The organism is Ligilactobacillus equi DSM 15833 = JCM 10991 (assembly GCF_000615765.1).
GTDB classification, from domain to species: Bacteria; Bacillota; Bacilli; order Lactobacillales; family Lactobacillaceae; genus Ligilactobacillus; species Ligilactobacillus equi.
In genome coordinates, this window is the sequence record NZ_BAMI01000132.1 from 1 (window position 1) to 1,082 (window position 1,082).

Here is a 1,082-nt window from a genome sequence, read left to right on the forward strand (position 1 = left end):
TGTCACATCATTTAGGGAATAAGTAACAGTTTTTGGTTGTTTTAAAACTGGTGGGGTATCAAATGGTAAGTCGGCCGCACCAAATGAAATCCATTCGTATACAGGCATACCCTTGTTACTGTACCCAACTTTGGAAGTCCCTACTATATCGTGGGGAAGCCATGACCACGAGAAAGTATCAACATTTTTTAACATTGTAAACGATTGGTTTGGTCTATCTTGTTCAGTTGAGCCTTCTCCGTATGTCCCCTTATCACGATAATATGCGTAAGAACTATTATCCGTGTCAATAGTTACTTTAGAGCCATTTAACGTACCTACAACGTTCCCCTTAACAAGAACATCTTGGTCAAAGTCCAAATCTCCAACTCCAACTAATAAATATGGAATAGTTGTTTGAGTTTTTGACCCCGCTTTATAAAATTCCCAATGTCCTTCCGTGTGATAATTATATAGGTTTTCAAAACCTAAAAGAAAAGCGCTACGATTGTTTATATCAACTGCCAATCCAATGTACCGGTATTCATCGGGCGTTTCTCCAACATCATCAAATACTAACTTGGCGTCATACACAGTACCATCGTTTGACTTGATAGCGTTTTTGTAAAGAATGCTAGAACCGTTTTTTACCTTATACAGTTGTTCGTAAAATCGAGAATCGGAAGTTGAATCCGCATGACTTATTGTCGGAGTAATACCGGGAGAGTACCAGTATTCCCCGCCGTAACCATCATTCCAAATGGTACGCCCTTCAGAATCTATATGCTTATTGTAGTTCATTTGGGTTATCCCATCATTTTTCTTAGCTTCCGATGCAACATATTTCAAATACTTGTCGAAATCAGAAATTGATACCGTTTCTAACCCAGACAAATCTGCACTAAGAAATTTGTTACCTGATGACAAGTAAGTTAAATTGCCTTGTGCATTTTTTATAAGATTCTCAATTTGTGATGCTGACCATGCACCACCCAATTTATCTTGTACGTATTTGACAAGGTTTTGTTTATAAGTTTCAAAGTCTTTGTCGTATTGAGCTTTTGCATTTTGGTAGTCAGACACGGCATCATTAATAGCTTTGA

1 protein-coding gene is annotated in these 1,082 nt (G+C 37.7%); it reads right to left on the reverse strand.

The features are described from left to right. A partial coding sequence (locus tag JCM10991_RS15505) for a hypothetical protein (protein WP_162149531.1) occupies positions 1-1,062 on the reverse strand: 1,062 nt, incomplete at its 3' end. Positions 1,063-1,082 lie beyond the last annotated feature (20 nt).